This window comes from Gluconobacter sp. P5H9_a, assembly GCF_018812085.1.
GTDB lineage: Bacteria > Pseudomonadota > Alphaproteobacteria > Acetobacterales > Acetobacteraceae > Gluconobacter.
Map to the genome: position 1 here is coordinate 59,324 of NZ_JACRVW010000005.1, position 25,665 is coordinate 84,988.

General features: G+C 56.6%; 27 protein-coding genes. 9 read left to right on the forward strand and 18 right to left on the reverse strand.

Annotated features, from left to right (window positions below; genetic code table 11):
- Nucleotides 1-25: 25 nt before the first annotated feature.
- From rseP to rpoZ, 12 genes are all read right to left on the reverse strand, one after another.
- A complete protein-coding gene (gene rseP, locus KP708_RS06925; protein ID WP_215748965.1) occupies nt 26-1,126 on the reverse strand; it encodes an RIP metalloprotease RseP in 1,101 nt (366 codons plus the stop codon).
- Complete coding sequence (gene dxr, locus KP708_RS06930; RefSeq protein ID WP_215748967.1) at nt 1,119-2,342, reverse strand: 1-deoxy-D-xylulose-5-phosphate reductoisomerase; 1,224 nt, start codon at nt 2,340-2,342, stop codon at nt 1,119-1,121. Before dxr ends, rseP begins: the two co-directional genes overlap by 8 nt.
- On the reverse strand, nt 2,335-3,183 hold the full coding sequence (locus tag KP708_RS06935; protein ID WP_215748969.1) for a phosphatidate cytidylyltransferase: 849 nt from the start codon (nt 3,181-3,183) through the stop codon (nt 2,335-2,337). The genes dxr and KP708_RS06935 overlap by 8 nt, the downstream gene beginning before the upstream one ends.
- Nucleotides 3,180-3,941, reverse strand: coding sequence for a polyprenyl diphosphate synthase (uppS, locus tag KP708_RS06940; protein WP_215748971.1), 762 nt, complete (start codon nt 3,939-3,941; stop codon nt 3,180-3,182). The genes KP708_RS06935 and uppS overlap by 4 nt, the downstream gene beginning before the upstream one ends.
- Before the next feature lie 14 nt (nt 3,942-3,955).
- Complete coding sequence (frr, locus tag KP708_RS06945; RefSeq protein ID WP_046899786.1) at nt 3,956-4,522, reverse strand: ribosome recycling factor; 567 nt, start codon at nt 4,520-4,522, stop codon at nt 3,956-3,958.
- Between the two features lie 70 nt (nt 4,523-4,592).
- Nucleotides 4,593-5,330: a UMP kinase gene (gene pyrH, locus KP708_RS06950; RefSeq protein ID WP_046899787.1), complete on the reverse strand. Its 738-nt coding sequence runs from the start codon at nt 5,328-5,330 to the stop codon at nt 4,593-4,595.
- Between the two features lie 126 nt (nt 5,331-5,456).
- Nucleotides 5,457-6,344 (reverse strand): GTPase Era, encoded by an 888-nt coding sequence (gene era, locus KP708_RS06955; RefSeq protein WP_211496029.1) that lies wholly within the window; start codon nt 6,342-6,344, stop codon nt 5,457-5,459.
- Between the two features lie 25 nt (nt 6,345-6,369).
- Nucleotides 6,370-7,104, reverse strand: a complete 735-nt coding sequence (gene rnc, locus KP708_RS06960; RefSeq protein ID WP_215748972.1) for a ribonuclease III — start codon at nt 7,102-7,104, stop codon at nt 6,370-6,372.
- Nucleotides 7,101-7,895 carry a signal peptidase I gene (lepB, locus tag KP708_RS06965; RefSeq protein ID WP_083956265.1) on the reverse strand — a complete coding sequence of 265 codons (795 nt, stop codon included), beginning with the start codon at nt 7,893-7,895 and terminating at the stop codon, nt 7,101-7,103. The genes rnc and lepB overlap by 4 nt, the downstream gene beginning before the upstream one ends.
- A 61-nt stretch (nt 7,896-7,956) precedes the next feature.
- Nucleotides 7,957-8,361 (reverse strand): holo-ACP synthase, encoded by a 405-nt coding sequence (gene acpS, locus KP708_RS06970; RefSeq protein WP_215748973.1) that lies wholly within the window; start codon nt 8,359-8,361, stop codon nt 7,957-7,959.
- A gap of 4 nt (nt 8,362-8,365) precedes the next feature.
- Nucleotides 8,366-10,666 carry a bifunctional (p)ppGpp synthetase/guanosine-3',5'-bis(diphosphate) 3'-pyrophosphohydrolase gene (locus tag KP708_RS06975; RefSeq protein ID WP_202206468.1) on the reverse strand — a complete coding sequence of 767 codons (2,301 nt, stop codon included), beginning with the start codon at nt 10,664-10,666 and terminating at the stop codon, nt 8,366-8,368.
- 38 nt (nt 10,667-10,704) lie between these two features.
- Nucleotides 10,705-11,100 carry a DNA-directed RNA polymerase subunit omega gene (gene rpoZ / locus KP708_RS06980; protein WP_202206467.1) on the reverse strand — a complete coding sequence of 132 codons (396 nt, stop codon included), beginning with the start codon at nt 11,098-11,100 and terminating at the stop codon, nt 10,705-10,707.
- Between the two features lie 205 nt (nt 11,101-11,305).
- On the opposite strand from rpoZ, the gene KP708_RS06985 reads away from it, so the two are divergent.
- Nucleotides 11,306-11,911, forward strand: coding sequence for an NYN domain-containing protein (locus tag KP708_RS06985; RefSeq protein ID WP_046899794.1), 606 nt, complete (start codon nt 11,306-11,308; stop codon nt 11,909-11,911).
- On the forward strand, nt 11,908-12,486 hold the full coding sequence (locus KP708_RS06990; protein ID WP_215748975.1) for a hypothetical protein: 579 nt from the start codon (nt 11,908-11,910) through the stop codon (nt 12,484-12,486). Before KP708_RS06985 ends, KP708_RS06990 begins: the two co-directional genes overlap by 4 nt.
- On the opposite strand, the gene msrQ is transcribed toward KP708_RS06990, so the two are convergent.
- Nucleotides 12,458-13,105 (reverse strand): protein-methionine-sulfoxide reductase heme-binding subunit MsrQ, encoded by a 648-nt coding sequence (gene msrQ / locus KP708_RS06995; RefSeq protein ID WP_215748976.1) that lies wholly within the window; start codon nt 13,103-13,105, stop codon nt 12,458-12,460. The genes KP708_RS06990 and msrQ overlap by 29 nt on opposite strands.
- On the reverse strand, nt 13,092-14,036 hold the full coding sequence (gene msrP, locus KP708_RS07000; RefSeq protein ID WP_215748977.1) for a protein-methionine-sulfoxide reductase catalytic subunit MsrP: 945 nt from the start codon (nt 14,034-14,036) through the stop codon (nt 13,092-13,094). Before msrP ends, msrQ begins: the two co-directional genes overlap by 14 nt.
- A gap of 79 nt (nt 14,037-14,115) precedes the next feature.
- Between msrP and KP708_RS07005 the strand changes: the two genes are divergently transcribed.
- Nucleotides 14,116-14,988, forward strand: a complete 873-nt coding sequence (locus KP708_RS07005) for an NAD(P)-dependent oxidoreductase (protein ID WP_215748978.1) — start codon at nt 14,116-14,118, stop codon at nt 14,986-14,988.
- Nucleotides 14,989-15,059: 71 nt separating this feature from the next.
- Complete coding sequence (locus KP708_RS07010; protein WP_046899798.1) at nt 15,060-15,668, forward strand: superoxide dismutase; 609 nt, start codon at nt 15,060-15,062, stop codon at nt 15,666-15,668.
- An 80-nt stretch (nt 15,669-15,748) separates the two neighbouring features.
- Here the strand turns inward: KP708_RS07010 and yajC are convergent, their stop codons facing one another.
- The gene (yajC, locus tag KP708_RS07015) at nt 15,749-16,093 is read right to left on the reverse strand and encodes a preprotein translocase subunit YajC (protein ID WP_086634449.1); all 345 of its coding nucleotides are present in this window, start codon (nt 16,091-16,093) and stop codon (nt 15,749-15,751) included.
- Between the two features lie 17 nt (nt 16,094-16,110).
- On the opposite strand from yajC, the gene KP708_RS07020 reads away from it, so the two are divergent.
- Together KP708_RS07020 and bla are read left to right on the forward strand one after the other, a co-directional pair.
- Nucleotides 16,111-17,067, forward strand: a complete 957-nt coding sequence (locus KP708_RS07020; protein ID WP_215748980.1) for an ATP-binding protein — start codon at nt 16,111-16,113, stop codon at nt 17,065-17,067.
- A complete protein-coding gene (gene bla, locus KP708_RS07025; RefSeq protein WP_215748981.1) occupies nt 17,064-17,951 on the forward strand; it encodes a class A beta-lactamase in 888 nt (295 codons plus the stop codon). Before KP708_RS07020 ends, bla begins: the two co-directional genes overlap by 4 nt.
- 41 nt (nt 17,952-17,992) lie before the next feature.
- Here the strand turns inward: bla and KP708_RS07030 are convergent, their stop codons facing one another.
- On the reverse strand, nt 17,993-20,407 hold the full coding sequence (locus KP708_RS07030) for a TonB-dependent receptor domain-containing protein (RefSeq protein ID WP_215748983.1): 2,415 nt from the start codon (nt 20,405-20,407) through the stop codon (nt 17,993-17,995).
- A 260-nt stretch (nt 20,408-20,667) separates the two neighbouring features.
- Between KP708_RS07030 and KP708_RS07035 the strand changes: the two genes are divergently transcribed.
- Together KP708_RS07035 and KP708_RS07040 are read left to right on the forward strand one after the other, a co-directional pair.
- The gene (locus KP708_RS07035) at nt 20,668-21,780 is read left to right on the forward strand and encodes a Rieske 2Fe-2S domain-containing protein (protein ID WP_215748984.1); all 1,113 of its coding nucleotides are present in this window, start codon (nt 20,668-20,670) and stop codon (nt 21,778-21,780) included.
- A complete protein-coding gene (locus KP708_RS07040; protein WP_215748986.1) occupies nt 21,777-22,790 on the forward strand; it encodes a bifunctional GNAT family N-acetyltransferase/(deoxy)nucleoside triphosphate pyrophosphohydrolase in 1,014 nt (337 codons plus the stop codon). Before KP708_RS07035 ends, KP708_RS07040 begins: the two co-directional genes overlap by 4 nt.
- Nucleotides 22,791-22,832: 42 nt before the next feature.
- On the opposite strand, the gene KP708_RS07045 is transcribed toward KP708_RS07040, so the two are convergent.
- A complete protein-coding gene (locus KP708_RS07045) occupies nt 22,833-23,726 on the reverse strand; it encodes an SMP-30/gluconolactonase/LRE family protein (RefSeq protein WP_215748987.1) in 894 nt (297 codons plus the stop codon).
- 101 nt (nt 23,727-23,827) lie between these two features.
- Between KP708_RS07045 and KP708_RS07050 the strand changes: the two genes are divergently transcribed.
- A complete protein-coding gene (locus KP708_RS07050; protein WP_215748991.1) occupies nt 23,828-24,592 on the forward strand; it encodes a molybdopterin-binding protein in 765 nt (254 codons plus the stop codon).
- A gap of 47 nt (nt 24,593-24,639) precedes the next feature.
- Here the strand turns inward: KP708_RS07050 and KP708_RS07055 are convergent, their stop codons facing one another.
- Nucleotides 24,640-25,614 (reverse strand): acetyl-CoA carboxylase carboxyltransferase subunit alpha, encoded by a 975-nt coding sequence (locus KP708_RS07055; protein ID WP_202206454.1) that lies wholly within the window; start codon nt 25,612-25,614, stop codon nt 24,640-24,642.
- Between the last annotated feature and the right edge of the window lie 51 nt (nt 25,615-25,665).

Genomic DNA, 25,665 nt, shown 5'->3' on the forward strand with positions numbered 1-25,665 from the left:
GAAGAGTTACCGGGCGTATCTCACATTAGCTTCCTGCGTGAAACATCCAGTGAAACAGCCCCAGATTCGTGAGGTCATTCACTGTTGAAAAGAGGAAAAGCGCGCCGATAAGCGCCATTCCGACCTGCATGCTGACTTCCTGCACCCGGCGTGAAACCGGCTGTCCCTTGATGGCTTCGACGGCATAAAAGATCAGTCGTCCGCCATCGAGAACCGGGATCGGAAACAGATTAATCAGCCCAAGATTGATAGAAAGAAGCGCCATGAACGACACAATACTGGCCATGCCATAGCTGGCGACCTGTCCGGAGATCTGCGCGATTCGGATTGTTCCACCCAGCTCTCTTGCACTGCGCTGCCCCGAGATGATCTGCCAGACGCCCTGCAACGTCCGTACCGACATGGTCCATGTTTCCTGGACCCCCATGACGGCAGCCTTGACAGGAGAAACCGGTTTACCCGGAGATGCGGCAAAACCAACCCCCAGAACACCTGTCGGATGAGACCCAGCCTTCACACTGCCAATCGTAACGGGAAGCGTCAGATCCTGCCCATTGCGGCGCACTTCAAGTGTGGTCTCAGCTCCTGGTCGAGCCGCCACCGTTCCCATGACGTCTTCAGGGCCAGAGATGGAAAGCGAGCCAATCCGGGTAATGACGTCACCCGTTTTTACACCGGCCTTTTCTGCGGCACTGCCTGCCACGACCTGGGAAATATCCCCACGAAGCTGCGGCTTGCCCACTGTCGCGAACAGCAGGGTAAACGCCACAATCGCAAACAGAAAATTGAAAACAGGCCCCATCACGATCACCAATGCGCGGGAACCGACAGGCTTGTCATGAAAGGTACGCCCAGGAATCCAGGCCGCTTTCTGCTCATCCGTGGCATCGTCAGGGCCTTCAAACCCGTGCGGTTTGACGTATCCACCAAGCGGAATCGCACTCAGACGCCATTCCGTGCCGGATTTGTCATGCCACCGACGAAGAGCCGGCCCAAAGCCAATCGAAAACGTCTCTACCTTCACACCGCGCCAGCGGGCAGCAAGGTAATGACCCAGCTCGTGAATGAACACGAGGACGCCCAGAATTAGAACATAGGCAAGAATGGTACGCAGAAAATCATGCATGCAGGGCAGTCTCGCTTACTGTATTCCGCAGTCGGCCGTTTTCGCGAAGAATATGCTCTTCTGCCAAGGCCCGACCACGCGCATCCCATTCCAGGACTTCATCCAGCGTCGTCAGTTCAGGATTTTCCGTCATGGCCTGAAGAGCGCTGTCAATGGTTTCACCAATACCAAGAAACCCGATCCGACGGTTCAGAAAAGCGTCGACAGCTACTTCATTGGCTGCTGAGAAGACTGCCGGTGCAGCTCCCCCTGCCCTGAGAACCTGACGGGCCAGGCGCAGGGGAATAAAACGCGTCTCATCTGGGGCCTCGAAATCGAGGCGACCAAAGGCAGCCAGATCGAGGCGCTGACAGGGGGTTTCCATACGATCAGGCCACGCAAGTGTGTGAGCAATAGGGATACGCATGTCTGCTGACCCCATCTGCGCGACCAGACTGCCATCCCGGAACTGAACAAGCCCATGCACCACAGACTGAGGGTGCACCAGAACATCAATCCGGTCTTCTGTCAGACCAAACAGACGTGCGGCCTCAATAACCTCAAGGCCCTTATTGGCCATGGAAGCCGAATCAATCGTGATTTTCGCACCCATCGTCCAGGTAGGATGCTTCAGAGCCTTTTCAAGCGTCGCATCACGCATCTCTTCCAGAGTGGACTGACGGAAGGGGCCGCCTGAAGCTGTCAGCACGATCTTTTCGACCGTGCTCATGTCACAACCACCCAGAGCCTGGGCAATCGCATTATGCTCTGAGTCAACAGGAAGCAGCGTCGCACCAGCTTCGCCAACAGCTCGAAGCATCACATCGCCCGCACAGACGAGAGCTTCCTTGTTGGCGAGCGCGATTGCATGACCATTACGCGCGGCAGCAAGTGTCGGCTCCAGACCGGCTGCGCCTGTGATGGCAGCCATGGTCCAGTCCGCTTCCATCGCACCAGCCTCGATAACGGCCTGACGCCCGGCTGCGGTGCGAATACCGCTCCCTGCCAACCGTGCTTTCAGATCATCGTGCAGGCTCTCATCGTGAATGACAGCAATTTCAGCGCGAAGTTCACGAGCCTGCTCCGCAAGAAGCGCAACATTCCGCCCCCCGACCAGCGCCCGCACTTCAATATCGCTGCTTATCCGCTTGAGTAGATCGACCGTCGAAGTCCCGATGCTACCTGTACTGCCCAGAACGCTGATCCGCCGAGGCTTGGTCACAGAACCGTCAATCATGAGAAGATTCCCCCTGAGGAATGATACGATGCGCAGACCCGCCTATCAGATCCGCAGGAGTGGCAGACCAGAACACCTGCCCCGCAACTGCCAGTGACAAAAGCGCGGCAAGCGGTGCCGCAGCCAGTAGGCCATCAAAACGATCCAGCAGGCCGCCATGACCTGGAATCAGACGGCCGGAATCCTTGACGTTCAGTCTACGCTTGGCCGCACTTTCAAGCAGATCACCACTCTGGGAGAAAACACCCAGAACCGCCCCCCACAGGAGACCACCACCCACAAAGCCTGCTTCAGAAAGCCAAGCCACCATTCCCCCGGCAAAAGACGCACCAATCAGGCCGCCAATGGCGCCCGAGCGGGTTTTTCCGGGAGAGATTGAAGGGGCCAGTTTAGGGCCACCAAAGATGCGGCCTGTCAGATAAGCAAAACTGTCGCTGGCGATCACAACGCACAGCACGAACAGAACGCTCTCCAAACCATAGGGCAAATGTCGAAGCCAGAGGAACGAGAGACCGCCCAGAATGGAGACGACAACAGGAATACAGGCTGGAATACCAAAAATGAGGCTTGGCCAAACCATCCAGAATGCGCCGCTCCACTCGCCGCGAAGGGCCGCAACCCCTGACACCATCGGCCAGAGAAGAAGGAGGACGCCCCGCCAGGTGTATAATGGCTGCTTGATGAGGGTAAGCCCTTCCCAAACCAGCCCGAACATGGCCAGAAGGATGAGAGCGTTATAGATCATGCCGCCTTGCCAGAGGCATCCCCCGGCAACGACAACGAGAATGACAGCTGACGTCAGACGCAGCTTCAGATCAGACCACCGGGAAGATCCGCTCATGCTGGCCGACCGCCAAAACGGCGCTGCCGTCCGGCAAAATGCGAGAGAGCCTGCACAAACTCAGCTTCCCCGAAATCCGGCCACAAGACGTCCATGAACACCAGTTCCGCGTAAGCACTCTGCCAGAGCAGAAAGTTGGAGAGACGACATTCTCCACTTGTCCGAATAACGAGATCAGGATCTGGCATATCGGACGTCTGGAGCGCCTGATCCAGACGCTCCTCAGTAATATCGGACGATGCCAATGTTCCACTGGCAACCTGATCCGCAAGACGTCGTGCCGCCTGAACAATATCGGCTCGCCCGCCATAGGACAGGGCGAGCGTCAGAGTCAGGGTCGTGTTGGAAGCAGTCTTTGCTTCCGCACGGCGCAATTCCTCGCGCAACGCTCCTTCGAACCGCTCAGGTTCTCCGATAACGCGCAAACGCACCCCTTGCTCATGCAATTCATTGAGCTTGTGGCGCAGATAGAAACGCAGGAGCGATGTCAGATCACCGACTTCCTCAGCAGACCGCCGCCAGTTTTCCGAAGAAAAAGCGTAAAGCGTCAGATAACGCACGCCCTGACGAATGGCCGAACGAACGCAATCCTGCACAGCCTCGGCACCTTTCCGGTGTCCGGCTGCAACTGGCAGATTGCGCGAGCGCGCCCAACGCCCATTCCCGTCCATGATCATGGCGACATGGACGGGAACAGCGGCGCCTTCCCCCTCTCTTGATGAAAGAGAAGGCGTACTGGCCTGAGGAAGAGATCCCATTGTCAACGAAAATATCAGACCTGTTTAATCTCGCGTTCTTTCTCCGCGAGAATATCGTCAACTTTCTTGACGTACTGGTCTGTCAGCTTCTGCACGGAATCCGTCCAGGACTTCATGTCGTCCTGGCTGATGTCACCCTTCTTTTCGAGCGACTTCGTCTGTTCCATGCCATCACGACGAACACCACGCACAGCGATCTTGCCGTTTTCCGCATAACGATTGGCTGCACGAGCCAGTTCATTACGACGCTCTTCCGTCAGCACCGGAATGGGAACGCGGATCGTCTGGCCATCTGCAGCAGGGTTCAGCCCCAGTCCACCATCACGGATGGCACGTTCCACCGCACCAACCAGCGTTCGATCCCAAACGGAAACCGTCAGCATCCGAGCTTCCGGAACAGCGATAGATCCCACCTGAGAAAGCGGCACTTCGGAGCCATAGGCTTCAACCCGGATCGGCTCCAGCAGGTTGGGGCTGGCACGACCAGACCGCAGGCCAGAGAGGTCACGACGCAAACTCTCAATCGCACCATCCATACGGCGCGTGAGGTCAGCCATCAGGTCTTTCAGGTCAGCAGACATTAAGCTGTTCCTTTCTGAATCAACGTAAGTTCAGGAGAATATCCTGAAAGGTTCGTTAAAAATGAGGCGATCAGCCTGCTTCGATAACCCGTGTAAAGCGACCTTCGCCACGCACAACGGCTGCAAACGCGCCCGGAGCATGCATGTTGAAGACCACGATGGGCAATTTATTTTCACGAGCAAGACTGATTGCCGCAGCATCCATGACATTCAACTGACGTGCCAGAACATCCATGTACGTCAGCTGATCGTAACGCACGGCATCTGGATTACGACGTGGGTCATCGGAATAAATGCCGTCGACCTGCGTTCCCTTGAACACGGCGTCGCATTCCATTTCGTTGGCACGCAGGGCAGCAGCTGTATCCGTCGTGAAGTACGGGTTACCCGTTCCTGCGGCGAAAATGACAACGCGTCCCTTCTCCATGTGACGAACTGCCCGACGGCGGATATAGGGCTCAGCAATAGCGGCCATCTGGATAGCCGTCATAACGCGTGTCTCAAGCCCCTGACGTTCAAGACCGTTCTGGAGCATCAGTGCGTTGATGACCGTTGCCAGCATACCGGCATAGTCACCCTGCGCACGATCCATGCCACGTGCCGCTGCAGACAGGCCACGGAAAATGTTGCCACCACCGACAACGAGGCAGACCTGCACACCAGACGCCACAACCGCGGCGATATCGGCGGCGACCATGTCCACCATTTCCGGGTCCACTCCACCCGAGCCCTTACCCATCAGGGCTTCACCTGACACCTTGAGCAGAACACGTTTGTAGGAGGGGCTTTTGTCTCGTTGTTCGGTCATCGTGCCCGTCTCTTGCTGGATTTGTGGTGACTTTGCGCCTGTCATACAGACGCAGAGGGCTGGGAACAAGCGATGTCAGACACGAGGCTTCTTATGAAAAGCCCCGTTGACAGCGTTTCCACCCTGTTACTCTTCGAGGCCAATCGCCCTCAGGCGTGCCTTCTCTTCATCCCAGCCTGCCCGCTCCTTGACGTTCAGGAAAAGATGGCAGGTTCGCTCAAGCAGGCCCTGAAGCTCCAATCGTGCTCGTGCACCAATGGATTTGATTTTATGGCCGCCTTCGCCAATCAGGATCGCCTTATGACCAGGGCGTGACACGTAGATTGTGACTTCCACGCGCACTGATCCATCGGGGCGCTCCTTAAAGCTCTCGGTCTCGACTGTCGCCTGATATGGAATCTCTTCATGCGTCTGCATGAAGATCTGTTCACGCACCAGTTCAGCCGCAAGAAGACGATCCGGAAGATCCGTCAGATCGTCTTCCGGGTAGAGATACGGGCCTTCCGGTAGTTCACGTGCCAGATGATCCATCAGGTCATCAACACCGTCTCCGGAACGGGCGCTCAGCATGAACACATATTCAACGCTGATCAGGCTGCTGACATCCTTCGTCAGCGGCAGCAATTCTTCAGCACCAACAAGATCCGTCTTGTTCAGAACAAGCCAGACCCTCTTGCCGCTACCCGCAAGCTTGCCAATGATTTCACGCACATCATCCCGCAAGCCGGCCTTGGCGTCGATCAGGAGAAGCGTCAGATCGGCATCCTGAGATCCCGTCCAGGCCGCGTTGACCATGGCCCGGTCAAGCCGACGGCGCGGCTTGAAAATACCGGGCAGATCCACAAGGATGATCTGAGCATTGTTGCGAACCACAATTCCCAGCGTGCGAAAGCGTGTCGTCTGAGCCTTGGGGCTCACAATCGACAGTTTGGCACCGGCAATCCGGTTCAGAAGTGTTGATTTTCCAGCATTCGGGGACCCGACAAGGGCCACGAAACCGCAGCGTGTGGTCATGTACCAATCCTTTTCCACATGCGCCTCACGACGCTACGTTCTGACCAAGACGTTTCAGAAGATCTATTGCCGCCGCACTTTCGGCCACTCTCTTACTGCCTGCTTCTCCCTGCCCCGTCAGGCCAAATGCCTGAACGGCTACACGAAACACGGGCGCATGAGACGGCCCCTCTGCGGCGAGGAGTTCATATTTGGGGAGCGGAAGCCCTTTGGACAGGAGATATTCCTGCAACAGGGTCTTGGGCTCCTTGTGAGGACGGGCATGACTGTCAATCCGCCCTTCCCACTGTTGACGGACAACACGCCGTGCAGGCTCCAGCCCGGCATCCAGATAAAGAGCACCGAGTAAAGCTTCCATGGCATCTGCCCGGATGCTGGACAGGCGGCGAATACCGGCAGCCTCTTCATGCGGCGAAATCGTCAGAGCCGAAGACAAATGGATGTTATCCGCGATTTCGGCCAGAACCGGCCGGGAAACAAGATGGGCATGCCTTGGACCCAGCGCGCCTTCCTGCTCCAGCGGATAGTGTTCGAACAGCCACTCCGCCATCAGAAGGCCAAGCACCCGGTCTCCAATGAACTCCAGTCGCTCGTTCGAACCGGTTCCCTTAGGGCCCTGCGTACGTTTGCCACGACGAGGATCACGCCCACTGACCGCAGAACGATGCGTCAGAGCTTCCACGAGCAGATCCCGGTTCGCAAAGCGATGACCGAGCGCCTGCTCCATGGCCTCCATGGCCTCTTCCTGTGAAAGTTTCATGTGACAGGATGCAGAAAACGGTTCCAGCGAATTTCGACCGGCCAGTACCAGAACTGCCATGCCGGATGCCGCAAATCCATGGAGAACAGAACAAGCGGCGCACGCCCTACAAGGTTCTGCATCGGGACATAGCCGAGATCATCCGGACCATCGCCCTGAAAACGACTGTCAGCGCTATCGTCCCGATCGTCACCCATCGCGAAGAAATAACCCTGCGGCACGACATATTCTGGCGTGTCGTTGGCAAAGCCTTCGTCCGTCAGCTTGAGAATATCATGCTCGACAGGAGGGCGCCCTGCACTCCCAGGCAGCGCTTCCCGATATCGGTCACCACTCAGCAGACGGTTATTTTCGTCGACAACTTCGTAATGCCCCAGGGACGTCCGCGGCACTTCAATTCCATTAAGAAAGAGCTTTCCGCCCGTCATCTGAATGTGGTCACCCGGCAGTCCGACAATCCGCTTGATGTAATCAACGGAAGTGTTCTGGGTGAACCGGAAAACAGCCACATCGCCACGATGCGGCTCAGAGCCCATGATCCGTCCGTTAAAGAGATTGGGCGAAAACGGGAAAGAAAACCGTGAATAGCCGTAGCTGGACTTCGATACCAGAACGAAATCACCGATCTGCAAAGTCGGGATCATCGAGCCTGAGGGGATATTGAACGGCTCAAACACCAGAGAACGCACTGCAACGACAGCGAGCACCATAAGGGCAAGCCAGCGCACGCTCTCTCCCAGAGATTCTTCACGGGCCGCCGGCTTTGCACCAGCCTTCTCTGAACCCTTCACGGGGCTTTTCTCCTGAGTCATGGGACGCTCTTAACGCAGCTTGCCCGCAATGGCGAGCGCTTCAAACCCTAACAGACTGAATGATGACCTGCGCCAATGCAAAGGGAGGGTCATCCGTCAGGCTCACAAGGACGTCTGCCCGACATCCTGATGGCGTCAGACGCTCCAGGGCAAGTTGCGCTCCGCCGGAAAGAATGAGCCTTGGAGCGCCCTTTTTATCATTCAGAACCCCAATGTCCTGAAGTTGCACACCGTCAGCAACTCCCGTCCCCAAGGCTTTGACGCACGCTTCTTTGGCCGCCCAACGCTTGGCATAACTTCCCGTTCGCGCCGGACCAGACAGACGCTCGGCATGACTACGCTCAGCTTCGGTAAATACCCGGTCAAGAAAGCGATCTCCAAACCGGTCAATGCTGCGTTCGATGCGGGAAATCATGCACAGGTCTGTTCCCATGCCGAGAATCACGCCGTCATCCCTTCGCGCGCTCCACCTGCATCACACCCACGGCAGTCCGGAACGCGGCAATAAGTGACGAAAGATGCCTTAGGTCGCGAACTTCAAGATCAACCAAGATTTCCATGAAATCGAGCTGACGGTTCACAATCTTGAGGTTGATAACGCTGCCATTATATTTGGCTGCCGTATTGGTCAGCGTTGCGAGAACTTCGGGCTCATTTGCCGCGATAACAGACAGGCGCGCCGTGTAAGGAACTGCATCCTTACGTCTTCCAAGCGCCTCATAATCCCAGTCTACCTCAATGAAGCGCTCTGGCGTGTCCGCAAAACTCGACAGGTTCTGGCACCCACGACGATGGATCGTCACACCCTTGCTCTGAGCAATGATCCCGACAATCGGGTCGCCTGGCAGCGGACGGCAGCATCCGGCAAAACTCGTCGCAATCCCTGTGCCGATACCCTTGAGAATATTGGTGGACTGAACAACAGGCGCCGGACGCGCGGATGCGCTCCCCGCCCCTAAAAGAAGCGACTGACCAAAGCGCGGTGACAGACCCGGCACCATCCGAGGCGCCCGACCATTCTGCCGCAGATCCGGATATGCAGTATTGACCACATCCTTCGGACCCAACTGCCCGTTCCCGACAGCCACATAGAGATCTTCGATGGAACTCTGCCGAAGCTCCTTGAGGATTCCGTCAAGAACCTTTTCGGAGCCATCGACACCTTCCTGACGGAAGGCCTTGGCAATGGCTGCACGCCCATTGTCCAAATGTACCTGACGCTGCTGCGCGGCCACAAAACGGCGCACACGCGCACGAGCTTTGCCCGTAACAACAAACCGCTCCCATGACGGCGACGGTGTACCGCCACGAGCCGTCATGATCTCTACCTGATCACCGTTCTGGAGCTCATGACGTAACGGCAGAAGCCGCCCGTTCACCTTGGCTCCGACGCAGGTATCGCCCACCTGACTATGTACGGCATAGGCAAAGTCGACAGGTGTTGCGCCCCGGGGAAGCGAGATCAACTGCCCTTTGGGCGTAAAGCAGAAAACCTGGTCCTGATAGAGTTCAAGCTTGGTATTTTCCAAGAACTCATCCGGGGCCTGGCTGTCTTCCAGAATGTCCAGAAGATCCTGCACCCAACGCAGCTTCCGGCTACCCGCACCAAAAGCCGAAGATAGCGCCGCGGCTTCACGCTCGCTTGGCGTCGCATCTTCTTTATAGGCCCAATGCGAGGCCACGCCGTTTTCAGCAAGATCGTGCATTTCCGCCGTGCGGATCTGCACTTCAATCTTCTGATTACGCGGGTGACGGAGTGTTACCCCCGTATGCAGGCTTTGGTAGCCGTTGGCCTTTGGGGTGGAAATATAATCTTTGAAGCGGCCCGCAATCATCGGATAGGCGCCATGAATGGCACCCAAAGCCATGTAACAGGCATCACGAGTTGGAACGAGCAGACGGAACGCCATGATGTCCGAAAGCTGTTCGAACGCCACATTGCGTCGCTGCATCTTCTCCCAGATTGAAAAGGGAGATTTTTCGCGCCCGGTCACTTCGACTTTGTCGAGACCCGCTTCCGCACAAAGAGCAATAAGCTCCTTGCGAATGTGTTCAATAATGTCTGCGCCCTGCCCGCGAAGGAAGTTCAAACGCGCACGGATCGTGGCGTCTGCTTCCGGCTCAAGCTGGGCGAAGGAAAGATTCTGAAGCTCCGTCTTGACCCGGTCCATACCAATGCGCTCGGCGAGCGGCGCATAGATATCCATGGTCTCACGGGCAATACGCTGCCGCCGGTCCAGGCGCTGCACATAATGCAGCGTCCTCATATTGTGCAGACGATCCGCCAGCTTGACGATCAGAACACGGATGTCGCGTGACATGGCCAGCACAAGCTTACGGAAGTTTTCCGCCTGCTTCGTCCGGTCAGACTGCAACTCAAGCCGCGTCAGCTTCGTCACACCATCGACGAGGGATGCAACGTCTTCGCCAAATCGATTTTTCAGGGAGGCACAGGAAACGCCTGTATCCTCAACCGTATCATGCAGCAGCCCCACGATGATGGACGTCGTGTCCATCCTGAAACCTGCCAGAATATTGGCAACAGCAATCGGGTGAGTAATGTAGGCGTCGCCGTTATCCCGCCGCTGCTCGTTATGAGCATCGGCTGCCAGATCATAGGCAGCCTCGACGCGGGATAGATCAGCAGTCGGATCGTAACTTTCGATCCGACGGAGCAGCCCGCTGATGGACGGTTTGAAGTCCCCCGTCGCGACAGCGGTGCGCTCAACAGGAGGAGATGCGTCAGGCATGAAGCATACCCCCCTCAGTCAGGATAAAGCAGAGAAAATCAGCGGCGGCCCCGGCCACCCAGCTCTGCCTCAATGGCAGCAGCTTCATCAGCGGACATGTTGTCTGCCATGTGAGCATGCTCTTCTTCAGCCGAAACGTCCTGCAGACCGAAAATGTTCTGGTCCGTCGGGATGATGTCCATGACTTCTTCGTCCACAGGCTCCGGCTCGGGAGCGCGGGCGAGCGAACGGATGATGCCGTCACGCAGGCTACCAAGGTTCAGCTTGTCTTCAGCGATCTCACGAAGTGCAACGACCGGGTTCTTGTCGTTGTCACGATCGAGCAGCATCTCTTCGCCACGGGAGAGTGCGCGGGCACGCTGGGCAGCCAGCAGAACCAGCTCGAAACGGTTTGGAACCTTCTCGATGCAATCTTCGACGGTTACACGCGCCATGCGACTGGCCCCCTTCGGGTAAAACTATAGAAAATGAATACAGAAGAGGCTGGCATTAGCATGCTGTTCATGCCAATGCAACGCAGCCCCGCTTTTCTGCCATAATCCTGACCAAACTTAAATGCTGGCTGAATCGTTTCATGTTCTATCGTTGGGGCCTGTCTCTGTCAGGCGAGACAACACATTTTACAACCAGGAATATCATATGATTTTGCGTCAAAACGAACGCACCGCTCTCTTCATCGATGGCGCGAGCCTTCATCACGCCGCACGCAACCTTGGATTTGAAGTAGATTTTCGTAGCCTTCGCAGTCTGTTTGAAAGCCAGAGCCAGTTTCAGCGCGCCTTCTATTACGCCGCCATGCCTGAGACGGACGACTATTCTCCACTCCGCCCACTGACAGACTGGCTGGCCTACAACGGCTACCACCTGGTGTTGAAAAATGCCCGAGAGTTTACGGATCATTCAGGAAGACGCCGTATCAAGGGAAATATGGATGTCGAACTCACCGTAGATCTGCTTGAGCAGTCCTCCAGACTGGATCACGCCGTCATCATCAGCGGCGACTCGGATCTGCGTCGTGCGGTTGAGGCGGCACAGAGCCGTGGCGTACGCGTGACTGTCATTTCTTCCATGCGCTCGACCCCGCCCATGATCGGCGATGACCTGCGCAGACAGGCTGACCGTTTCGTGGAGTTGGCTGACATTGCTCCGTCCTTCACCCGGCGCCAGTCAGAAACGAGGCCGCGTCAGGCTCCTCCGGTTCGTCATCCAGCAGACATCAACAGTGACGAGAGCAGCGATACATGACGCCCCAGGCTTCTTCCGGTTCAATAACATCCGACGGTCACTCACCTGTTCGTTCAGTGGCCCAGCCATCCTTGTCCCCAAAGGAGGGACTTGGGCCTCTTACCGCTGAGCTGTTGATTGTCTGTCTCGATCCGGAAAAAGCCATCAAGACCCTTGTGCCGTTTCTGGAAGCACAGGGAATTTGTTGCACTGACGACAATCGTGATCCGCTTCTCATTCAGGCGCGGATCACACCTGTTACCCGCCACCTTCCGCCTGAGCAGGTTCCCCTCCCCACCGACATGGAGTTCTGTAGTGCCGCGCTGTGCGAGGAATTGCAGGACATGAGTGGGCTACGCCTCGTATTGGTTCTGGGCATCAGCGCTCATATCGCCGTTCTTGGAGCCTGTGGCATTCCTCTGACTCGGCTCGATTTCCGACCTGGCGACATTACATGCCTGCCAGACGGGCTCCTGCTTGCCGATGCATGCCACCCTCTCTCTGAAGAAGCTGCGCCTGAGCTTCTAACTCAGCGCAAAAATGCTTTGATAAAGCTTATTCCGCAGATCAGGAGCGCCTTGCGCCCGAGTGCGTGAACACGCTCCTGCCAGCGCTCACGAGCGCTGGCACTCTTGTCATCAGCACCAGCCCAATTACCGTTAGATAAAAGGCAGTCGTGCTGTTCAGTGTTTTGAACGAGAGAAAGAAATGTATGCCTGCCAGAACGGCAGCAACATAAACCAGTCGATGCAACCGCTTCCAGTTTCGCTTGAGCCCTCGCATTGAGATGCGATTTGATGTCACGGCGAGCGGCAGAAGCAACATCAGCGCCACCATTCCCAAAATGATAAATGGCCGCCGCGTTACATCTCGCCAGAAAATCGAAATATCAAACTGGAGATCCAACGCGAGATAGGAGGCCAGATGCATTACACCGTAGAAAAACGCCAACAATCCGGTCAATCGCCTGAACCTTAGCAGATTGATCCCGATAATTTTCTGGATCGGAGTGAGAGCAAGACAGATCAGCAGGAACCGAAAAGCCCAAAGGCCGAGGCTGCGCTCGAAGACATTGACTGGATCAGCACCAAGCTCTCCATTTTGTCCCTGCCATACCAGCCAGACAGCCGGAATGAGGCCAAGGGGATAAAGCACGACGTGCCAGTATCTCCGTAAAAAAGCAGTGCTTTTCCCTGATACGCTAGAAGCTTTCATGCAGGTTCATGCCTTTATAGAGACTGGCGACCTGCTCGGCATAGCCGTTGAACATCAGTGTTGGCTGACGCTTCGTGCCAAAGAGAGTCTTGGAGCCAATGACACGTTCACTCGCCTGGCTCCATCGCGGATGGTCAACCTGCGGATTGACGTTGGCGTAAAAGCCATACTCGTTTGGCGCCAGCCGGTTCCATGTCGTCGGGGGCTGCCGATCCAGCAGACGGATACGCTGGATGGATTTAATTCCCTTGAAACCATATTTCCACGGCACAACCAGCCGGATGGGAGCACCGTTCTGGTTGGGCAGGCTTTCGCCATAAATACCGACGGCCAGCAATGTGAGCGGGTTCATGGCCTCATCCAGCCTCAAACCCTCAACATAGGGCCACGAAATTCCTGAAAATGCACTACTCTGCCCCGGCATTTCGGAGGGCCTGACAACACTTTCAAAAGCAACATAGCGAGCATTGCTGTCAGGCTCAGCCAATGCCAGAAGCTTCGCCAGCGGAATGCCATCCCACGGGATAACCATGGACCACGCCTCGACACAGCGCATGCGGTAAATGCGCTCTTCAATGTCAGAGGATTTTAACAGTGCTCCAACATCAATGTGTTGAGGCTTTTTTACCATCCCTGAGATTTCGAGTGTCCATGGCAGTGGGTGGAAATCACCCGCATGAGAAACAGGATCATCCTTCTCCATCCCGAATTCGTAAAAATTATTGTACCCGGTTATGAATTCTTCCGGTGTGGGCGTTAGCCCTCCCGAATAAGGGCCAGGATGTGCTTTGAGAGCGTCCGCTTCAGCCGTCCCGGCAAGAGCAGCCATGAGACTCATGGCACTCCCTCCCAGCATCCCCCTGCGAGAAAGATAGACGTCTTGCGGGGTAATCTCCGATGGTGCAGGACGTGGATAGCGAAAAATCGCCATGATCAATTTCCGATCTGAATGAAACTCTGGCAGCCATAGTGCGTGAACTGAAGCAACGCATCGTAAGGAGCCTGTTTGCATGCCCGATATGAAAATCGGTTTTATCGGCTACGGCGCCATGGCCCAGCGGATGGGCGCCAATCTCCGTCGTGCCGGATATTCCGTCGTGGCCTTTGCGCCCTCCGGCGGCAAAGACGAAACGGAGATGCTTCCCTCCCCCCGCGCCATTGCAGAGGCTGCCGACGTCATCATCCTTTGTGTTCCTAACGATGCGGCTGAAATTCAGTCACTTCAGGGAGAAAATGGAATGCTTGCGGGCATTTCAGCAGGGAAGCTGGTGCTCGACACGTCAACAGTGTCTCCGGAGCAAGCACTGGCTCTTGCCAAGATCGCCGCAGAAAACGGATTTGTCGTTCTGGACGCCCCAATGTCCGGCAGTACACCTGAAGCCGAAACCGGCGACCTGGTCATGCTGGTTGGTGGAGATGCCGAGACTGTCGAACGCGCCAAGCCGATTCTGGATGTCGTTGGCAAGCTGACAATCCACGCCGGGCCCGCTGGCTCTGCCGCTCGGCTTAAACTCGTTGTGAATGGCGTCATGGGTGCCACGCTCAATGTCATTGCCGAAGGTGTGAGCTACGGCCTGAAAGCGGGTATCGACCGCGATGTCCTGTTCGATACACTCCAGCAGGTCGCCGTTGTCAGCCCCCATCACAAGCGCAAACTGAAAATGGGCCAGGACAAGTCCTTCCCATCCCAGTTCCCGACGCGCCTGATGTCCAAGGATATGGGCCTTCTGATTGATGCGGGACGTAAAGTGGGTGCCTTCATGCCTGCCATGGCCATAGCCGATCAGGCTCTGGGCCTTTCCAACCGCCAGCACGCTGACGAGGACTACTCAGCTCTCATCGGCGCGATGGAACACAGCGTTGCCAACACGCCTCATAAATGAGATCGATTATGACAGTGGTCACCCCTCATCCCTGAGGGAGTGACTTCTTCATTTTGCCAAGGAGTAACATCATGGCCTTCGAACTGCCCTCACTGCCCTACGCCGCCAACGCGCTCGCAGGCGCTGGCATGTGCCAGGAGACCCTGGAACTTCACCACGGCAAGCATCATCAGGCCTATGTCACAGCCCTGAACGGCTTCGTCGAAAGCAAGCCGGAACTGGCTGGCAAGTCCCTTGAAGAGATCATCGCATTCTCTCATGGCAAGTCTGACATTGCCCCGGTTTTCAACAATGCCGGCCAGCACTGGAACCATATCCTGTTCTGGAAGAACCTGTCCCCGACAGGTGGCAAGCTGCCGACCTCGCTTGAAAAGAAGATCACGGAAGACTTCGGCTCCGTGGATGCTTTCAAGACCGCATTCAAGCAGGCTGCCACAACGCAGTTCGGTTCTGGCTGGGCCTGGCTCGTTCTCGACAAGTCCGGCAAGCTTGCCGTGACGAAGACGGCCAACGGCTCCAACCCGCTCGCCGAAGGTCAGGGCAAGGCTCTTCTCGGCCTCGACGTCTGGGAGCACGCCTACTACCTCGACTTCCGCAACCGTCGTCCGGACTACATCACGAACTATCTGGACAAGCTGGCGAACTATGAGTTCGCAGAAGCTGAACTGAAGTCTGCCTGAATCTTTCAGACAGTCTGAAGACGGAAAACGCCCCGACCGGTCTCCCGGCGGGGCGTTTTTCTTGGCGCGCTAAGACCCGATCAGGAGTCGTTTGCAGCCTTGTCGCGAGACACGATGTTCGTGATCGTGGTGCGAACGATCTTCACACGGACACCCTGAGCGATTTCGACATCAACTTCGTCGCTGCCGTCACGGGTTGCCTGCACGATGCCAACGATACCGCCAGCCGTCACAACCTTGTCACCACGACGCAGACCGCCCTGCTCTTCACGGAGCTTGCGCTGACGCTGCTGCTGCGGACGGATCAGCAGGAAGTAGAAAACCACGAAGATGAAAATCATCGGGGCGAACTGAAGCACCGTCGGGTTCGCGAGGAGCCCGCCGCCATCGGCGGCCTGTGCGGAAGAAATGAACAGACTGCTCATGGAATATTGGTCCAGTCTTGAGTGAAACGTGCGGGGACCATATCGTCCGGAGTTTCCCCGTCAAGGACGGGCGCTTCCTTCATCACTGGCACAAAGCGAATTCCATGACCGATCACGCCCTGCTCAACGTCCTTGAACGTATTGCAGACAGCCTCGAACGCATGAGCCCCAAACCGCCAAGTGCTGATATTCTGAAGCACCATGATGCCTTTATCTGGCAGGCCGCGATGGGAACGCTTGCTCCGGTTGAGAAGGTTTCCGGCGTTACCCTTTCACTGCTTCGGGGGATTGAGCGACAGATTTCACAGGTCATGACGAACACACGTCATTTCGCAGAAGGCTTCACGGCCAACAACGTGATGCTCTGGGGCGCTCGCGGCATGGGCAAATCCTCGCTGGTGAAGGCTGCGATTGCCACAGTGAACGCCGAGCAGCGCGCCAAGGGACAGCCGACGCTCGCGCTCATCGAAATCCAGCGTGACGAGCTTTCCACCTTGCCGAAACTTCTGGCCGTTCTGCGCACAACCGATCGCCGCTGCATCCTCTTCTGCGATGATCTGTCGTTCGAAAGCCAGGATGCTGATTACAAATCTCTAAAATCTGTTCTGGATGGTGGTATCGGCGGACGTCCGGATAACGTTCTGGTCTATGCAACCTCGAACCGCCGCCATCTCATGCCGCGTGACATGATCGAGAACGAAACCGGGAGTGCCATTAATCCGTCTGAAGCCATCGAAGAGAAAGTCTCTCTTTCAGACCGTTTTGGTCTCTGGATCGGCCTGTATGGTGCCAGCCAGGACGAATATCTGGATATCGTCCAAACTTATGCCGCAGCCCGCAAGCTTCCTGTTTCGCCAGAAGACCTTCGCCGCAAAGCGCTTCAGTGGGCTCTCACGCGTGGCAGTCGTTCTGGACGTGTCGCGGCGCAGTTCATTGATGACCTGAGCGCAGACCTCGGTATTCCAACATCATGAAGCGCCGTTCTTTTCTCGCAGGAGCCACCTGCGCCTTCACTACGCTTCCACAGATTGCAGCAGCAGATTCCCGAGAGCAGGAGCAATCCGGATGGTGGGCACTGGATCTGGAAACGAACCGAGCACTCGGTGAAAACCCGGACATTCACCTGCCCATGTGTTCGACATTCAAATGGCTGCTGGCTGCCGCAACCTTGTCACAAACGGACTATGGCCGTGAACACCTGGGTCGAGAAATTGCCTTCAGCCGCAAGGATCTCATTTCGGCGTCCCCGGCTGTCAAAGACGCTCTCGCGGCGTCAAAAACAGCGCACGCCAGTCTGTCTGTTGGAGAGCTTTGCGCTGCAACGGTTTCACTGAGCGACAGCACCGCCGCAAACCTCCTTCTGAAGAGGCTTGGCGGCCCGGCGGCCCTCACACACTGGCTGCGCGATCATCATGACCCAGTGACAAGAGTGGATCGTTACGAGACGGCGCTGAACCGCGTTCCAATGGGGGATCTGCGAGACACCACCACGCCACGCGCCATGGTCTCGAACCTTCAGAACACGCTCTATGGCAACAATCTGAGTTCGGCTTCTCAAGCCCAGCTTCTCAAATGGCTCCTGGCCACCACAACCGGTCCCAAACGTATGCCGGCCGGATTGAGAGAAGGATGGCGCATCGGTCACAAGACCGGAACATGGACTGTGAAACCCGGCTACAATCCAGCCGTGGAACGGGCAGCGTCCGGAGATGTAGCGATCCTGCTTCCCCCTACAGGCAAGCCCGTTCTCGTAGCCGCCTATGCAGCAGGATATTCCATTCCTCAATCAGAGAAAGAGGGCTGGTTTGCCGATATCGCTCATCGTGCAACAGACCCCGACTGGCTACAGCGGCATTAAAAAAAGCTGGGAGACCTGTGTCTCCCAGCCTCTGAACATACTTAAAACGATGCGCTGACCGTTCCAAAGAACTCACGAACGGCTCCGCGTTCCATGGACTGATAATCGCCCGTCGCAGGATTGTCGTTCTGGCCCATCATGGCGATGTATTTCGTGTTGAACAGATTATAGACGTTGAAGCTCGCCGTGACGTCTTTCAGCACACTCAGCTTGCCGAAGCGGTACTGCATTCCGGCATTCGCCAGCCAGTATCCACCAACGGACGTATCATTCATGAAGCTGTAGTAGCGACGGCTGTAGTAGTTGGCATCGAAATGCGCCGTCGCACCCTTCCAAGTGTAAGACACGGACGTTTTGTACATCCAGGCCGGGTAATTGACGATGTTCTTGCCCGCCAGCGCGTAGAAACCACCCGCCGTATCGACGTCCCTATCGTAGGTACCCTTGTTGTAGCTCAGGTTGTTGCTGATGCTCAGACCTTCGATCGGCGTCAACGTGATATCGCCATTGGCACCCGTCATAGAAATATGACCGAAGTCGATCACCTGAGACACCGGATTGGTCAGAGAGCCAACAGCCGCCGCCAGGATCGGATGGATCAGGCTGGCATGGTAAACGGTCGCATTCGCCTGAAGATACTTGGACGTGTAGCGGTATCCACCCAGATAGACCCAGGCTTTGGACGGCTCGAGAGACTTCTTTTGCGCCTGAAAGGTCGTCTGATCTTCAACCGAATAAACCGAGTTCGCCACGCCATAGGCCGAGACTTCGTAGGCGCGCATATTCTCGGCCACATCCACATACAGCTCATGGTGGTTGTTGATGTGCCAGTCCAGATTAAGATGCGGCAGGAAGGCCTGAGAAGCCGTTAGCGAACCATTCGGCAGTTCGTCAGAGCCGGTCCAATCCGCGTTATTGTAGTTCGCGCCGCCTGAGGTCGTCGCAACCATGGACTTGAACCCGGCGTGCAACGTCAGACCTTCGGTCAGGCGGATGCTGTCCTGAAGATGAAACTGCATGACGTTGGTCGTCCACTGGAAGTTGTATCCTTCCAGAAAAGCCTTTCCATAAACGTCATAAGGCCCGACAGCCTTGAGCGGAGCGCCCTCGCCTAGCACCGGCTGCTGGTAATTGAACAGGCCAGCCTGCTGGTTGTTGTTTTCATACCAGACACCGCCCTCGATCGTGTGGCGTCCCCACTTGTAGCGAAGGCTCGTATCAAGACCGTAGCGTTCCTGGCGGTTCTGCCAGACTTCTTCTGAGAATGGCGCACCGTTCGGGGATGGGTCTTCGGAGTCCGTGTAGCTGTAATAGCCGGTCTGGCTGTGACCATAGACCGTTGTGTTCCAGGTCAGGTTATCTGTGAGAGCCAGATCGAAGTGCAGGCCACCCATGTAGTTGGTTTCAGCCTGACCGCCATCGTACATCGCGATTTCGGATCCATCGATACCCGGCACGCCACCATACCCAGCCGGAAGCGCTGCCGTGCCTTTTGCAATGCCGTAGGCCAGACCATAATTCGGATAGAGATGCGGCGTCCGCCATCCAAGATTCTTCAAAATCCCAACGGACGTATCCGGGTAGTTCCACTGAGCAAGGCTGGACCAGTTAAAGAAGGCAGACATGCGGCTGCGCTGCCCGATGGGCTGTACGAGCTTGGCATCAACCTGCTGCATGAACTGGTCACCACTCCCCATCCACATGCCCTCGTCGGTACGGGCATAAGACGTGTAGAACTTCGTACCAGAGCTGTTCAGCTTGCCGGAATCCAGCCGAACATAGGTGCGATAAGAATTATAGCTGCCAAAAGACTGGCTGACCTTGCCGCCACGCTTGTCGTTCGGATCAGACGACCCGATCTGGATTGTTCCACCCAGCGTGTTTGTGGATGGTAGTTCGACGGATCCGGCCCCCTGAGACATCCGCATGGACTGGATATCGTCAGGAATGATGGCAGAAGCGAGGCTCATGCCACTCACAGACTGATAGGTCTGATCGTTCAGAGGCACGCCATCAACTGTCACACCCATCTGATTCATGAAGAACCCGCGGACGTAAAGATTGGCGCCAAAGCTGTCGATTCCGAATGGATCCGTGGACGTGAAGCTGACCCCCGGCATCCGGTCCAGCATGCGGTAAGGGCTGGTTCCCGGCACAAACTGCCGCATGACGGCCTTCGAAACAGCCTGCTCCGCATCTCGACCCGTCAACTGGCGCGCCGTGACCGAAACGCTTTCTGTTGAACGGGATTCCAGATTTGTCCGCTGTGGGTGCTTCGCTGGAACAGCTGTTTTCTGAGCAGGCACCTTCGAGGGTGCTACCGGTGTCGTCACGCCATGACGGGATGGCGCATGCCGATGACCCAGCGCAACCTGCTTTGTCGTCTCAGCAGCGTGTGCCTGCGATTGAATAGCCAACAGTGCAATGGAAGACAGAAGCAGGGGTTTCGTGCGCACTGAGGCCAATACTCCGGGAACTAAGGGTAAGAAGAAAGGAAGCGGTGTCCTAGCCAAGCAATACTCATAGGCAAAGCCTCTGATCCCCGGGATGATGTTTCCATGACACCTAGTCTGTGCTTTTCCCGCCTCATGTTGCTCAAATGACGCTACTTCCCGTGATACATCCTGCCCCCTTCCTGCGAGAACCCTTTGCCTGTTAGGCTCGTTTAGAAAACATGCCTTTTGAAGGCCCGTCTTTACTCAGGATCGGGATATCCATGTCGCAGAGTACCTTAGAAGAAGCTGATATTGTCAGCAGCGTCTCTCCAGAACCCCAAGGACACAATGCGGACCTGCGTCGTATCCGTTCCAACCCGGACTACTGGTATCCTGTCGCATGGTCTCATGAGCTAAAAAGTGGGAAAACCATAGGCACACGCTACGCTGGCCAGCCAATTGCGCTCGTCCGCCCCCTGGACGGCAGTGTGTTTGCTCTGGAAGACCGTTGCGCACACCGTCAGGTTCCCCTCAGCCTTGGCCGTGTGAGTGGTGAAGCGGTACAGTGCTGCTATCATGGCTGGGCCTATGGCCGCTCCGGTCGGTGCATTGACGTCCCCTATCTTGGGAAGAACAAGCTTCCGAATGGTGTGCGGACCTATCCCTGCCGGGAAGAAGGCGGCCTGATCTTCATTTTCCCAGGTGATCCGGCAAAAGCAGAAACCACGCCCTTCCCCGCGCTCGGCTCAGTTCGTGATCCGGCCTACAAGACGCGCCGTTTCGGCAAGAAAGTCGCCTGTCACTACAGTTTCATGCATGAGAACCTGATGGATATGAACCATCAGTTCATGCACATGAAGCAGATGGGCCAGATGAAACCCCGTTTTTTGGGCGGCAAGGACGAGCCCACCCTCGTAGAGGCTCGCTACAGCTTCGCCCGGACAAGCGGCAAGCAACCCTGGGGCGAAGCGCTGATCTTCGGTGAACGGCGGGACGCAAGCGAGCGCTATGCTCACCGCGACGTCATGACAATCCGGACAGAGTATCCTTATCAGACCTTGAGGATCGCCACGGGTGACGAACCGCCCGTCATGGATCTGTGGATCGTCTACGTGCCGCAGGATGCAGAAGAGAAAACCTGCCGCGTTTTCGGCCTTTTGTCAGTGCGCAAACCGAAAGTCGGCGTCATTCTGGATATGGCATGGCCCTTCCTTGTCGCCTTTACGGAACGGATCTTTAAGGAAGACCGTGATATCGTAGAGCTCGAACAGGCTGCCTGGAACGAACTGGGCGGAGACCACAATCAGGAAGTTTTCCCTGTCATCAATACGCTGCGCCGACTGTTGGCACGTTGCGGTGTTCCTGAGGAGCAGGATACAACAAGGCCGACATGACACCTGAACTGAAAGCGGGGGATTTTCTTTTACGTCCCCTTCGCCCGGAAGACGCGCCAGCCGTCCATCGCCTCGTGAACGACTGGAGCGTGGTCCGCATGCTCAGTCGTCTTCCCTTCCCTTACCCGCGTGACCTTGCTGAGAAATGGATTGCCTCCACGCTGGAGGACAGTTCCCGGGGAAGCGCTCACCACTTCGCCATCACGCGCGACGGCGTTCTTCTGGGAGCTGTCGGGCTGGTCCTGTCGGACGACAGGCGTTCTGCTTCTCTAGGTTACTGGGCGTCCCCCGCCACATGGGGACAGGGCATGACAACATCTGCGGCCCGACGCGTCACGGAATGGGCCATTCAGGTGCTCAAGCTTGAGAAGCTTACGGCAGACGTCGCGGTTGATAATCCCGCGTCTTCCGCCGTCCTCCGTAAACTTGGCTTTCGGGAAACCGGCCGCTGCAGCCGTCGCTTTGTGTCACGTGGGACCGAATGCCCCATCATTGTGCACGAATTGACGCGGTCGAACTTCCTTCAACTCGACATACCGGCCCCCGTTGAAACGGCTTCTCCGACTGCACTGGAAGATCAACTGTCCGCTCCCGCACCAATACGCAAACCACGGACTCTTCTGGTCGTCGCAGCAGCTTTGCTGGATGCGCAGGGACGTATTCTTCTCGCGCGCCGCCCTGAAGGAAAACGTCTGGCTGGGCTTTGGGAATTTCCGGGCGGAAAGGTCGAGCGGGACGAGACACCGGAACAGGCCCTCATCCGGGAAATGAAAGAGGAGCTGGACGTCGATCTGACAGGAGCCTGCCTCGCCCCTTTCACCTTCGTCAGTGCAAATGCAGGCCCGTTTCATCTTCTGATGCCACTTTATGTTGTGCGGCGGTGGCGCGGCGTTCCTGCCCCACGGGAAGGGCAGGCGCTGGCGTGGGTGGAGGCAGCCGATCTGGCAAAATATCCAATGCCAGATCCGGATCTACCACTCATCCCACTCCTTCAGGAACTTCTGGGATAAACAGCCGGAACCGCTTCAAACATTCCGGCTGCCCGTTAAGGATCAATCGTTCAGCTGAAACTGATTCTGCGGCACACCTGCAATGTCGGTGCGAAACGCAAACAGCGATCCGGCCTGCGGCTCCTTGGAAAGAACGTCTTCATCCAGACCTTTGCGCGCCGTTGTCACAAAGACCGTCTTGAGATCATCCCCGCCAAACGCAACCTTCGTTACGTTCGTCACGGGCATATCAATGGATGGCAATTCTGTGCCGTCGGGACGGAAACGCGCGACGCGACCGCCTCCCCAGGTGCCACACCACAAATTGCCTTCGCTATCCGTAACGATTCCATCCGGGTAGCCCTGCGTCAGCGTGGCAAAGACGCGCTCGTTCGAGAGATCTCCGTTCTCATCAATATCGAAGGCATAAATCGTCTGCTTCGGGCTATGACAAACATACAGGACACGCCCGCATGGCGAGACAGCCGGACCATTCGAGACAATATACCCCTCGGTATGGTGCGTGATTTCCAGCCCCTCTTCCGTATGGATCACACGATAGATGGAGCCAGTCGGTTCTTCTTCCCCGTCATCCATTGTACCAAACCACACACGTCCCAGCGGATCCACACAACCATCGTTCAGACGGTTCCCTGGCATGTCAGGCTCAATCCTAGGGCCAGCCTCGAAGTCTCCGCTTTCAGGGTCAAAGCCATGCAGGCCATCGCGTAAGCCCGCAAGGAAAGTTCCGTTTGCAACCGGCAGCAGAAAGCCCAGACGGTCCGGAGCATCCCATGTCTTGTGATCGCCTGTTTCCGGCGTGAGACGATGGACCTTGGCAGCAATGATATCGACGAAATAAAGCGACTTTTCAGCCTCACTCCAGACGGGTCCCTCACCCAGCGTTGCACGCAGATCGAGAATACATTCAGGGAGATGGTGCTTCAGAGTGCTCATGGGTGTCCTGTTTGAAATGGGCATGGCCAGACGTCCGACCCTGCTCGACAACGCGGCACAACGCGCTACGTTTGGTCCACCAGACTATCAGGACGAGACTCATGCTTCAAAAAAACGCCTGCCTGCTCGTCATAGGCAACGAAATTCTTTCCGGTCGCACTCAGGACGCCAACACACAGGTTCTGGCGCGTGCGCTGAATGCCCAAGGTATCCGGCTTCTCGAAGTCCGTGTCATTCCGGACATCGAAGACCACATCATCCGAACCGTCACAGAATGTCGGGAGCGATTCGACGTAATTTTCACATGCGGCGGCATCGGCCCTACCCATGACGACATCACAGCTGAATGTATCGCCAAAGCCATGGGCGTTCCGCTGCTGCGTCACGAGCCGACATTCCAGAAGCTGGAAGCCATTATGGGGAAAGAAAAGTTCAACGCGGCCCGTCAGCGCATGGCCATGCTCCCGGAAGGCGCAACCCCCATCGAAAACGCTATATCGGCGGCGCCCGGCTTCAGCATTGGCAACGTGCACGTCATGGCCGGAGTCCCGTCCATTTTCGCCTCCATGGTGGAAACGTTAGTTCCCAAGATGGAAAAAGGCCCACCCCTGACGTCCGTAAGCTGGCATGCGGCGGGATTGAAGGAGGGGGACTTCGCGGACGATCTGCGCCATTTGCAGGAACAGTTCCCGAAAATTGATCTTGGGTCATATCCGTATGGCCTGACGAACGGCACGACGGGGACAGCTCTGGTCGCCAAAGGATACGATGCGTCAGCAGTTAAGAATGCGGGCTCTCTCCTGCATGATCTGATCATGGCGCATGGGCGCGATCCGATCAGCGGAGATCCGCCTCACAAGGCGTAAAGACCAAAAAAAAACCGCTGCTCCGAAGGGCAGCGGTTTTTTTCGTATCAGTTCAGAGACCCTCGGGTCATGGCCAGGAACTTGTCCCGCCGCTTCTGAACGAGAGCCGGACCTGTCAGCTTCTGGAGTTCCAGCAGCTCTTCGGCAATCACATTACCCACCGCGTGCACGGCGTCATCCGGAAGGCGCTGCGCCCCACCGATGGGCTCAGGAATGATCCGGTCAATCAGACCAAGCCCCAGAAGATCCTGCGCTGTCAGCTTCAGGGCTTCAGCAGCGGCCGGAGCCAGCTTAGGATCACGCCAGAGAATGGATGCTGCGGCCTCAGGCGAAATAACGGAATAGATCGAGTTCTCAAGCATCAGAACACGATCGCCCGCGCCGATAGCAATCGCACCACCGGAACCACCCTCACCAATCACGGTTGCGATCAGAGGGACAGGAGCCTTGAGGCAGATATCGATTGAGCGCGCGATGGCCTCGGCCTGACCGCGTGCTTCGGCATCAATACCCGGCCATGCTCCAGCTGTATCGATGAAGCTTAGAATCGGCAGCCCGAAACGGCCGGCCATTTCCACAAGGCGCTGTGCCTTCCGGTAACCTTCCGGGCGGGCCATGCCAAAATTATGAAGCAGACGCGTTTCCGTGTCGTGACCACGCTCCGTCCCAACCACGACAACCGGCTCACCACGGAATCGGGCAAGACCACCAATCATGGCCTTGTCGTCTCCGAAAGCACGATCTCCGGCCAGCGGCGTAAAGTCTGTTGTCAGAAGACGAACATAGTCCAGAGCCTTGGGGCGCTGGGCGTGACGGGCAACCTGCACCTTCTGCAACGGCGTAAGCTTTGCATAGGTTGCACGAAGCTGTTTGTCCGCCTTGTCAGAAAGACGGGCAACCTCGTCATCGATGTTGATGCCGCTGGTGCCGGAGTCCTTCTCCTGGCTGCCCATCTGGCGGAGTTCGTCGATTTTGGTCTCGAGTTCGGCGACCGACTTCTCGAAATCTAGGAATTGGCGCATGGCTGCCGGATAGCACGGCAACGCATCCGGAAACAGCCCCCCGGTTTTTTA

Coding starts and splice junctions, on each gene's coding strand:
- era (WP_211496029.1), bottom strand. CDS start 6,344: ATGACCACACGCTGCGGTTTCGTGGCCCTTGTCGGGTCCCCGAATGCT.
- KP708_RS07035 (WP_215748984.1), top strand. CDS start 20,668: ATGTCGCAGAGTACCTTAGAAGAAGCTGATATTGTCAGCAGCGTCTCT.
- rpoZ (WP_202206467.1), bottom strand. CDS start 11,100: ATGGCGCGTGTAACCGTCGAAGATTGCATCGAGAAGGTTCCAAACCGT.
- msrP (WP_215748977.1), bottom strand. CDS start 14,036: ATGGCGATTTTTCGCTATCCACGTCCTGCACCATCGGAGATTACCCCG.
- uppS (WP_215748971.1), bottom strand. CDS start 3,941: ATGGGATCTCTTCCTCAGGCCAGTACGCCTTCTCTTTCATCAAGAGAG.
- KP708_RS06935 (WP_215748969.1), bottom strand. CDS start 3,183: ATGAGCGGATCTTCCCGGTGGTCTGATCTGAAGCTGCGTCTGACGTCA.
- bla (WP_215748981.1), top strand. CDS start 17,064: ATGAAGCGCCGTTCTTTTCTCGCAGGAGCCACCTGCGCCTTCACTACG.
- rnc (WP_215748972.1), bottom strand. CDS start 7,104: ATGAAACTTTCACAGGAAGAGGCCATGGAGGCCATGGAGCAGGCGCTC.
- msrQ (WP_215748976.1), bottom strand. CDS start 13,105: ATGAAAGCTTCTAGCGTATCAGGGAAAAGCACTGCTTTTTTACGGAGA.
- KP708_RS07040 (WP_215748986.1), top strand. CDS start 21,777: ATGACACCTGAACTGAAAGCGGGGGATTTTCTTTTACGTCCCCTTCGC.
- KP708_RS07010 (WP_046899798.1), top strand. CDS start 15,060: ATGGCCTTCGAACTGCCCTCACTGCCCTACGCCGCCAACGCGCTCGCA.
- KP708_RS07050 (WP_215748991.1), top strand. CDS start 23,828: ATGCTTCAAAAAAACGCCTGCCTGCTCGTCATAGGCAACGAAATTCTT.
- KP708_RS06975 (WP_202206468.1), bottom strand. CDS start 10,666: ATGCCTGACGCATCTCCTCCTGTTGAGCGCACCGCTGTCGCGACGGGG.
- pyrH (WP_046899787.1), bottom strand. CDS start 5,330: ATGACCGAACAACGAGACAAAAGCCCCTCCTACAAACGTGTTCTGCTC.
- yajC (WP_086634449.1), bottom strand. CDS start 16,093: ATGAGCAGTCTGTTCATTTCTTCCGCACAGGCCGCCGATGGCGGCGGG.
- KP708_RS07005 (WP_215748978.1), top strand. CDS start 14,116: ATGCCCGATATGAAAATCGGTTTTATCGGCTACGGCGCCATGGCCCAG.
- frr (WP_046899786.1), bottom strand. CDS start 4,522: ATGTCTGCTGACCTGAAAGACCTGATGGCTGACCTCACGCGCCGTATG.
- KP708_RS07045 (WP_215748987.1), bottom strand. CDS start 23,726: ATGAGCACTCTGAAGCACCATCTCCCTGAATGTATTCTCGATCTGCGT.
- KP708_RS06990 (WP_215748975.1), top strand. CDS start 11,908: ATGACGCCCCAGGCTTCTTCCGGTTCAATAACATCCGACGGTCACTCA.
- KP708_RS06985 (WP_046899794.1), top strand. CDS start 11,306: ATGATTTTGCGTCAAAACGAACGCACCGCTCTCTTCATCGATGGCGCG.
- rseP (WP_215748965.1), bottom strand. CDS start 1,126: ATGCATGATTTTCTGCGTACCATTCTTGCCTATGTTCTAATTCTGGGC.
- KP708_RS07055 (WP_202206454.1), bottom strand. CDS start 25,614: ATGCGCCAATTCCTAGATTTCGAGAAGTCGGTCGCCGAACTCGAGACC.
- dxr (WP_215748967.1), bottom strand. CDS start 2,342: ATGATTGACGGTTCTGTGACCAAGCCTCGGCGGATCAGCGTTCTGGGC.